6 protein-coding genes and 1 pseudogene are annotated in these 9355 nt (G+C 62.6%); all 7 read left to right on the forward strand.

Going from position 1 to position 9355, the window contains the following annotated elements:
• Window positions 1-235: 235 nt before the first annotated feature.
• Window positions 236-1336 carry a DNA polymerase III subunit beta gene (gene dnaN / locus GIW57_RS11885; RefSeq protein ID WP_005411731.1) on the forward strand — a complete coding sequence of 367 codons (1101 nt, stop codon included), beginning with the start codon at window positions 236-238 and terminating at the stop codon, window positions 1334-1336.
• Between the two features lie 922 nt (window positions 1337-2258).
• Window positions 2259-3353: a DNA replication/repair protein RecF gene (gene recF / locus GIW57_RS11890; protein WP_100461705.1), complete on the forward strand. Its 1095-nt coding sequence runs from the start codon at window positions 2259-2261 to the stop codon at window positions 3351-3353.
• Window positions 3354-3465: 112 nt separating this feature from the next.
• Complete coding sequence (gyrB, locus tag GIW57_RS11895; protein ID WP_100461706.1) at window positions 3466-5925, forward strand: DNA topoisomerase (ATP-hydrolyzing) subunit B; 2460 nt, start codon at window positions 3466-3468, stop codon at window positions 5923-5925.
• A 67-nt stretch (window positions 5926-5992) separates the two neighbouring features.
• On the forward strand, window positions 5993-6838 hold the full coding sequence (locus tag GIW57_RS11900; protein WP_236510983.1) for a CPBP family intramembrane glutamic endopeptidase: 846 nt from the start codon (window positions 5993-5995) through the stop codon (window positions 6836-6838).
• 71 nt (window positions 6839-6909) lie between these two features.
• Complete coding sequence (locus GIW57_RS11905) at window positions 6910-7716, forward strand: M48 family metallopeptidase (protein WP_100461708.1); 807 nt, start codon at window positions 6910-6912, stop codon at window positions 7714-7716.
• A 131-nt stretch (window positions 7717-7847) separates the two neighbouring features.
• Window positions 7848-9032 (forward strand): tetratricopeptide repeat protein, encoded by a 1185-nt coding sequence (locus tag GIW57_RS11910; protein ID WP_100461709.1) that lies wholly within the window; start codon window positions 7848-7850, stop codon window positions 9030-9032.
• Between the two features lie 146 nt (window positions 9033-9178).
• A pseudogene (locus tag GIW57_RS11915) lies at window positions 9179-9355 on the forward strand (energy transducer TonB); the annotation flags it as partial.

The following is a 9355-nucleotide window of genomic DNA, read 5'->3' on the forward strand; positions in this document are numbered from 1 at the left end:
GAATCCGGTAGCAAGCGCGGGACAGGGTGTGGATAAAAATGCCGTTGGATTTCGCGGAAGATTTATCCACAGCTTTCCCCACCCCTTGGGGGCTGGTAATGCAGAGGGTTTCGAAGCCTGAAACCCTTTTGTTTACAAAGGCTTAGCTGTGTTTTCCAGCGATTCTGGCTCTACCAGCACCACCAAGCTTTTGATTTATTCCACATTTTTTTAAAGCATAGGGGCACGGAACCACATGCGTTTCACACTGCAGCGCGAAGCCTTTCTCAAGCCGTTGGCACAGGTCGTCAACGTGGTCGAACGCCGCCAGACCCTTCCGGTTCTGGCCAATTTCCTGGTGCAGGTGCAGAACGGCCAGCTGTCGCTGACCGGTACCGACCTGGAAGTGGAGATGGTGTCGCGGATCGCGGTTGAAGATGCCCAGGACGGCGAAACCACCATTCCCGCCCGCAAGCTGTTCGAGATCATCCGCGCACTGCCCGATGGCAGCCGGATCACCGTCTCGCAGACTGGTGACAAGATCACCGTGCAGGCAGGACGCAGCCGCTTCACCCTGGCCACCCTGCCCTCCAACGACTTCCCGTCGGTGGACGAAGTGGAAGCCACCGAGCGTGTTGCGATCGGCGAAGCCACCCTGAAGGAGCTGATTGAGCGCACTGCGTTCGCGATGGCCCAGCAGGACGTGCGCTATTACCTCAACGGCCTGCTGTTCGACCTGCGCGGCGATGCCCTGCGCACTGTCGCGACCGACGGTCATCGCCTGGCACTGTGCGAAACCGATCTGGCCAAGCCCAGCGGCTCCAAGCGCCAGATCATCGTGCCGCGCAAGGGCGTGACCGAACTGCAGCGCCTGCTGGAAAGCGGCGATCGCGAGATCGAGCTGGAAGTCGGCCGCAGCCACGTTCGTGTGAAGCGCGACGATGTCACCTTCACCTCCAAGCTGATCGATGGCCGCTTCCCGGATTACGAGGCAGTGATTCCGATCGGTGCCGACCGTGAAGTGAAGGTCGACCGCGAAGCACTGCGTGCCTCGCTGCAGCGTGCCGCGATCCTGTCCAACGAGAAGTACCGCGGCATCCGCGTGGAAGTCTCGCCGGGCAACCTGAAGATCAGCGCGCACAACCCGGAGCAGGAAGAAGCCCAGGAAGAAATCGAAGCCGACACCACGGTCAGCGATCTGGCTATCGGCTTCAACGTGAACTATCTGCTGGATGCCCTCTCCGCGCTGCGCGACGAAGAAGTGATCATCCAGCTTCGCGACTCCAACTCCTCGGCGCTGGTGCGTGAATCGAGCAGCGAGAAGTCGCGTCATGTGGTGATGCCGCTGCGTCTCTGACAGCTGCACCGTTCCACGTGGAACACATGGACGCCCGGGATTCCCCGGGCGTCTTTTTTTTGTTCCACGTGGAGCATCGGTGCCGAATGCTTCTTGCATCTTCGGGGTTGCGGCTGACGAGACGTTGCAGACGTCCCGCTCTTGCATGGGATCGTCGCTGTCGGAAGCCAGCCGAGGAGTTCCAGCCTTGCAGGAATGCTGAGACGGTTCGAATGCAAATACAGCGCGGTCTTGGATCGAGCGACTTCGCCTGCGTGCTGACTTCTCTGTCCACAGGCCTCATTCGCGGAAATTCGGGGCGTCCCTAGCTTCTAAATCTGGGTATAAATCAAAAGCTTGGTGGTGATGGTAGGGCCAGATTTCATGTAGAAGTAGGCTATGTTTTTGATTTAAAACAACTTTATAGGTCTGAAACCCCCTGTATATAGGCCATCAAGCCTGGGGGGGAACCTGTGGATAGTTTTGAGGCGAGGTAAAAGTGCCTTTTTTATCCACAGTTCGCCCACACCTTGTGTATAAGTCATACAGGCCCGCTGTGGATGGCGTGGAACGGAGGCTTTGAATTTCTTGAAATCTGTGGAACCTGGCGGGGCCGCTGTCAGCAGATTTCAAAGAATTTTCGGAGTACTGACGGCCACCGCGGCGCGCCGTCAGGCCTGGTGCGCGTGCAACGGCCGCCGGATTTTTGAAATCTGGGCTCCTTGAGCCTTGGCCAGCTGCTGGATTTGAACGATTTCGGCCGCTGTCCGGTCGCCTGTCGCCGGCACTCAAGCCCCCGCCACGGGGAACACATGTTCTCCAACGTCGACAGGGCTCGCTGATGCCGGGCCGCGTCCAGCCATGACGGCTGGCTTGACCAATGCAGTAAGCTGGGTGATTCCCCGCCCCTCTACCGCCACGTGCGGATGGTCTGTCGCATCCCATGCAGATTCGTCGTCTTGCCCTCCACCAGTTGCGTCGTTTCGATGCAGTGGAGCTGTCGCCCCAGCCAGGGGTGAATCTGCTGACCGGTGACAACGGCGCTGGCAAGACCAGCGTCCTTGAAGCGTTGCATCTGATGGCCTATGGGCGGAGTTTCCGCGGGCGGGTACGCGATGGCCTGGTGCGTCAGGGCCATGAAGCCCTGGAGGTCTTCGTGGAATGGGACGAGCAACGCGGTGATCTGCCTGCGCAGCGGCGAAAAGCGGGCCTGCGGCATAGTGGACAGGAGTGGAAAGGGCGCTTGGATGGCGAAGACGTTGCCCAGCTCGGAAACCTGTGTGCCGCGCTGGCGGTGGTCACCTTTGAACCAGGCAGCCATGCCCTGGTGAGTGGTGGTGGTGAACCGCGCCGGCGTTTCCTCGATTGGGGCCTGTTCCACGTGGAACCAGACTTTCTTTCCCTGTGGCGGCGCTATTCGCGGGCGTTGAAGCAGCGCAATGCCCTGCTCAAGCAGGGCGGGCCGTCTCGGATGCTCGATACCTGGGATCACGAGCTGGCCGAGGCGGGAGAGCCGCTGACCAGTCGTCGGCAGCACTACCTGGAGCGGCTGCAGTCCCGGACGATCGCCTTGGCCGAGGCATTGGCTCCTCAGTTGGGAATTGTGGGCATGAACCTGAGCCCCGGCTGGCGTCGAAGCGAGGTTCCACTGGCCGATGCACTGTTGCTGGCGCGCGAGCGCGACCGTCAGGCGGGTTACACCTCGCTGGGCCCGCACCGCGCGGACTGGAGCGTGGCGTTTCACAGCATTCCAGGCCGCGATGCGCTCTCACGCGGCCAGGCCAAGCTCACCGCCCTCGCCTGTCTGCTGGCTCAGGCAGAGGATTACGCTGAGCAGCGCGGCGAGTGGCCCGTCATCGCGCTGGACGATCTTGCCTCGGAGCTGGATCGAACCCACCAGGCCCGGGTACTGCAACGCTTGTTGGCGGCACCGGCGCAGATCTTCATCACCGCCACAGAAGCGCCTGCGGCACTGGAGAGTCTGAGCAACATCACCCGGTTCCACGTGGAACATGCACAGATCGTGGCTGTGCCATAGTGGGCACGGCAAGGCCGCTCAGCCCCGGCTGGTATAATTCAGGCTGCTATCCCTTCATTCTCGGCACATCGCTCAAAGCGGTGTCCGACCTGCGGAGCCTACGGCAAGCGCAATGACCGACGAACAGAACACCCCGGCAAACAACGGCAACTACGACGCCAACAGCATTACGGCCCTGGAAGGCCTGGAGGCTGTCCGCAAGCGCCCAGGCATGTACATCGGCGACGTCCATGACGGCACCGGCCTGCATCACATGGTGTTCGAGGTCGTCGACAATTCGATCGACGAAGCCCTCGCCGGCCATGCCGATCACGTGTCGGTGACGATTCATGCCGATGGCTCGGTCGGAGTGTCCGACAACGGTCGCGGCATTCCGACGGGCAAGCACGAGCAGATGAGCAAAAAGCTCGACCGCGACGTGTCTGCAGCCGAAGTCGTGATGACGGTCCTGCACGCAGGCGGCAAGTTCGACGACAACAGCTACAAGGTTTCCGGCGGCCTGCATGGCGTGGGTGTCAGCGTGGTCAACGCGCTGTCGCAGAAGCTGGTCCTGGATATCTACCAAGGCGGTTTCCACTACCAGCAGGAATACGCCGACGGCGCGGCACTGCACCCGCTGAAGCAGGTCGGGCCCAGCACCAAGCGCGGCACCACCCTGCGCTTCTGGCCCTCGGTAAAGGCTTTCCACGACAACGTGGAATTCCACTACGACATCCTGGCCCGTCGCCTGCGCGAACTGTCCTTCCTCAACTCCGGCGTCAAGATCGTGCTGGTGGACGAGCGTGGTGATGGCCGCCGCGACGACTTCCATTACGAGGGCGGCATCCGCAGCTTCGTGGAGCATCTGGCGCAGCTGAAGACGCCGTTGCACCCGAACGTGATCTCGGTGACCGGCGAATCCAACGGCATCACCGTGGAAGTGGCGCTGCAGTGGACCGACTCCTACCAGGAGACGATGTACTGCTTCACCAACAACATTCCGCAGAAGGACGGTGGTACCCACCTGGCCGGCTTCCGTGGCGCGTTGACCCGCGTGCTCAACAACTACATCGAGCAGAACGGCATCGCCAAGCAGGCCAAGATCAACCTGACCGGCGATGACATGCGCGAAGGCATGATCGCGGTGCTGTCGGTCAAGGTGCCGGACCCGAGCTTCTCCAGCCAGACCAAGGAAAAGCTGGTCAGCTCGGATGTGCGCCCGGCCGTGGAAAGTGCGTTCGGCCAGCGCCTGGAAGAGTTCCTGCAGGAAAACCCGAACGAAGCCAAGGCCATCGCCGGCAAGATCGTCGACGCTGCCCGTGCCCGCGAAGCGGCGCGCAAGGCGCGTGACCTGACCCGCCGCAAGGGTGCGCTGGATATCGCCGGCCTGCCGGGCAAGCTGGCCGACTGCCAGGAAAAGGATCCGGCGCTGTCCGAACTGTTCATCGTCGAGGGTGACTCGGCAGGTGGTTCGGCCAAGCAGGGCCGCAACCGCAAGAACCAGGCGGTGCTGCCGCTGCGCGGCAAGATCCTCAACGTGGAACGTGCCCGCTTCGACCGCATGCTGGCGTCCGACCAGGTGGGTACGCTGATCACCGCGCTGGGCACCGGCATCGGTCGCGACGAGTACAACCCGGACAAGCTGCGTTACCACAAGATCATCATCATGACCGACGCCGACGTCGACGGCGCGCACATCCGCACCCTGCTGCTGACGTTCTTCTACCGTCAGATGCCGGAGCTGATCGAGCGCGGTTATGTCTATATCGGCCTGCCGCCGCTGTACAAGATCAAGCAGGGCAAGCAGGAGCTGTACCTGAAGGACGATCCGGCGCTGGACAGCTATCTGGCCAGCAGCGCAGTGGAAAACGCTGGGCTGGTGCCGGCTAGCGGCGAGCCGCCGATCGACGGTGTGGCACTGGAAAAGCTGCTGCTCGCCTACGCTGCCGCGCAGGACACGATCAACCGCAATACCCACCGTTACGATCGCAACCTGCTCGAAGCGCTGGTCGACTTCATGCCGCTGGAGCTGGAAAACCTGCGCAATGCAGGTGCTGGCGAAGGCCTGGACGCGCTGGCCAAGCACCTCAACCAGGGCAACCTCGGCAGCGCCCGTTTCACCCTGGAACTGCAGGAACCCAACGAGCAGCGTCCGGCTGCAGTGCTGGTCACGCGCAGCCACATGGGCGAACAGCACATCCAGGTGCTGCCGCTGTCCGCGCTGGAAAGCGGCGAACTGCGCGGCATCCACCAGGCAGCGCAGCTGCTGCACGGTCTGGTCCGCGAAGGCGCGGTCATCACCCGTGGCGCCAAGTCGATCGAGGTCGAATCGTTCGCGCAGGCCCGCAACTGGCTGCTGGACGAAGCCAAGCGCGGCCGTCAGATCCAGCGATTCAAGGGCCTGGGCGAAATGAATCCGGAACAGCTGTGGGATACCACCGTGAATCCCGATACCCGTCGCCTGCTGCAGGTGCGTATCGAAGATGCAGTCGCCGCTGACCAGATCTTCAGCACCCTGATGGGTGATGTGGTCGAACCGCGTCGTGACTTCATCGAAGACAACGCGCTGAAGGTCGCCAATCTGGATATCTGACACAATCGGATCGTGGCCGGCGCACGGGGAGGTGCGCCGGCTTTTGTCCCTTGATCGCAGGTAATCGATGTCCGCTTCCGTCCCGGTTTCCGCTCCGCCGCCGGTCCCGCCGGCAACCACTGCCCCCCGCGCCTCCTCGCCGTTGGCGGGTTTCTTCATCGACCTCGGCATCGCCGCCGTCACCCTGTTCGGGTTGAGCCTGGTGAGTGGTCTGATCTGGGGACTCTATCGCGGCATCGTGGTCGGCTATGCCAGCGCCAAATCCGGGGGCGGCACGCCCGATACGGCAACGGTCGCCCAGCAGCTCGGCCAACCCGGTGCGCTCGGGCAGATCCTGATGGCGCTGGTCGCTACCGGCGGCGCAGCGCTGCTGGTGTATTTCTGGCGCCGACCGGCCAACGCTGTCGAACGCCAGCGTTCGCGGGACGCACTCCGTCGCCCCTCCACCTGGGGTTGGACCCTGCTGGTTGCCAGCGCGATCGTGATCGGCAGCAACGGTATCGCCTTCGTGGCCAAGCAGATGGGCATCGAGCCGGTGCCGACAAACCTCGAACTGATGCAGAACGCGGTTGCCCGTTTTCCGCTGTTCCTGACGTTGTTTGCCGTGGTGCTTGCACCCGCCTACGAAGAACTCCTGTTCCGCCGGGTCCTGTTCGGGCGTCTGTGGCAGGCCGGACGGCCGTGGCTGGGGATGATCCTGAGCAGCCTGGCGTTCGCGCTCATCCATGAAATTCCCGGTACCAGCGCCAATGGCCCGGCCGAGATCGCACAGCTGTGGCTGGTCTATGGCGGCATGGGCGCTGCGTTCTGCTGGCTGTACCGCCGCACGGGCAGCTTGTGGGCGGCGATCGCCGCACATGCACTGAACAATGCCGTGGCGCTTGCAGCCCTGGTGTTTTTCGGGGCAACGTAAGGCTCTGTCCGCTTGACGAAAGATTAAGCAGACCCGTTACACACTGGGCTTCTGAACTCGGGGGGCGCTCCATGAAACAACTGCTGTTGGCCATCGTCATCACCACTCTGGTCAGCGCCTGCGCGACCACCACTTCACCCACCGGCCGTCGGCAGATGGTGGGCGGTGTGTCGCAGGCACAGCTGGATCAGCTGGGTGCGCAGGCGTTCGCCGAAACCAAGCAGAAGGAGAAGATCAGCAGCGACGGCCGCCAGAACGGCTACGTGCAATGCGTGGTCAACGCGCTGGTCGCACAGCTGCCGCCTCAGTACCGTGGCGTACGGTGGGAGACGGCGGTGTTCGTCGACAAGGAACCCAACGCCTTCGCCCTGCCGGGCGGCAAGGTCGGGGTCAACACAGGCATCTTCAGTGTCGCCAAGAACCAGGATCAGCTGGCCGCGGTGATCGGCCATGAAATCGGCCATGTGATCGCCCGCCACCACGAAGAGCGCATCACCCGGCAGATGGGCGCGCAGACCGGGTTGGCGGTGCTGGGGGCATTGGCCGGCGCGTATGGCGGCGATGGCGCGGCCAGCACGGTCAACCAGCTCGGCGGGATGGGGGCGCAGACCGCGTTCCTGTTGCCCGGCTCACGCACCCAGGAGAGCGAGGCTGACGTGATCGGTCAGCGGTTGATGGCCGAGGCCGGATTCAACCCCGCCCAGGCCGTCGATCTGTGGCAGAACATGATGGCCGCCAGCGGCGGTCGCAGCCCGCAATGGCTGTCTACCCATCCTGATCCAGCCAATCGGATCAGGGAGTTGCAGCGTGATGTACCGGCTCTCGGGCCCGTCTACCAGCAGGCCCAGGCCGCCGGACGCCGGCCAAAGTGTGGCTGAGTGCGCAAATTCATGCTGTATTGCAGCACATAAAACGATTTCTCACGCCATCTGTTTCTGATACGTTTGGCGGCTCAGATTTTTCTGACAGTCCGACTTTGCCGCTACCGGCGGTTCGATCGAGGTGAACGATGATTTTCCGTAACCACAAAGCTGTGCTTTCCGTCCTCATCGCCACTGCCCTGACCGGCGCCGTGGTCACCGACGCGTTCGCGCAGTCTTCGCGTTCGTCCGAGCGTGGCAACCGCGGCGGCAAGCAGGCCAAGGCCGAAGTGCTGTTCCCGAACGCGACCCGCCAGGAGCCGGCAGCGAAGTCGTCGGCCAAGCTGGGCAGCAAGCTGCAGAAGATGATTGACAGCTACAACAAGGAAAAGTTCCCGGAGACCCGCACGCTGGCCGACGAGATCCTGGCCGCCGAGGGCGCCAACGAGTACGACAAGTCGCTGGCCGCGCAGCTCGCCTCCCAGGCCGCTTACCAGACCGACGACACCGCAGCCGCCATCGCCTACCTGAAGCAGGTGCTGCAGTTCAACGGCCTGGACAACAACGGCCACTTCCAGTCGATGCTGATGCTGGGCCAGCTGGAGATCCAGGAAGACAAGACCGCTGAAGGCCTGGCGACCCTGGACAAGTACTTCGCCGAGAGCAAGTCGACCAAGCCGGAAGAGCTGATCATCAAGGGCCAGGCGCTGTACCAGCTGGAGCGCTACCAGGAAGCGATCCCGGTGCTGAAGCAGGCCATCGCAGGCGCTGCCGAGCCGAAGGACAACTGGAACCAGCTGCTGATGGCCGCCCTGTCCGAAGCCGGCCAGACCGGTGAGGCCGTGCAGGCCGCCGAAGCGCTGGCGGCCAAGAACCCGAATGACAAGAAAGCGCAGCTGAACCTGGCCAACATGTACATGCAGGCCGACCAGATGCCGAAGGCCGCCGCGGTGATGGACAAGCTGCGCAGCAGCGGTCAGCTCACCGAAGAGCGCGAGTACAAGCAGCTGTACTCGATCTATGCCAACACCGAGAACAAGGAAAAGGACGTCATCGCGGTCATCAACGAGGGGTTGCAGAAGGGCATCCTGAAGCCGGATTACCAGGTCTACCTGGCACTGGCCCAGTCCTACTACTACTCCGACCAGGTGCCGCAGGCGATCGACGCGTGGCAGAAGGCCGCCCCGCTCTCCAAGGACGGTGAGACCTACCTGAATCTGGCACGTGTTTTGCACAGTGAAGGTCGTGTCCCGGAGGCCAAGAAGGCCGCCCAGCAGGCGCTGGAGAAGGGCGTGAAGAACCAGGCTGATGCCAAGAAAATCATCAACCTGTAGTAAGTAGGAATAACGCCTGAACGCCTGCCCAGATGATGCGCAAGCGCTCAGGATTGGTATAAGCTTGGAGGTTCCTGCGGTGTCATGCACCGCTGATCAGGGATCCCGCCCCCGGGATTCCGGCCCCACTATTGAGCTCTTGGCGCATGACGGAACAACTAGTCGTTCACCGGTACGAACAACCCGATGACTCGGGGCTGAGCTGGCCTCGCATCGTCGGTATCGCGTTTGTAATCGCCCTGCATCTGGCGGCCTTCATGATGCTCCTGATTCCCGCCGTGGCTCCCAAGGCCGTGACGGAGAAGGAGCGCAACGTCATGGTG

It is taken from the genome of Stenotrophomonas sp. PA-6-5C, from assembly GCF_021605635.1.
Classification (GTDB): domain Bacteria; phylum Pseudomonadota; class Gammaproteobacteria; order Xanthomonadales; family Xanthomonadaceae; genus Stenotrophomonas; species Stenotrophomonas lactitubi.

Excerpts from the sequence above, each read along its gene's own strand:
- GIW57_RS11900 (WP_236510983.1), top strand. The coding sequence starts at position 5,993 with ATGTCCGCTTCCGTCCCGGTTTCCGCTCCGCCGCCGGTCCCGCCGGCA.
- gyrB (WP_100461706.1), top strand. The coding sequence starts at position 3,466 with ATGACCGACGAACAGAACACCCCGGCAAACAACGGCAACTACGACGCC.
- dnaN (WP_005411731.1), top strand. The coding sequence starts at position 236 with ATGCGTTTCACACTGCAGCGCGAAGCCTTTCTCAAGCCGTTGGCACAG.
- GIW57_RS11905 (WP_100461708.1), top strand. The coding sequence starts at position 6,910 with ATGAAACAACTGCTGTTGGCCATCGTCATCACCACTCTGGTCAGCGCC.
- recF (WP_100461705.1), top strand. The coding sequence starts at position 2,259 with ATGCAGATTCGTCGTCTTGCCCTCCACCAGTTGCGTCGTTTCGATGCA.
- GIW57_RS11910 (WP_100461709.1), top strand. The coding sequence starts at position 7,848 with ATGATTTTCCGTAACCACAAAGCTGTGCTTTCCGTCCTCATCGCCACT.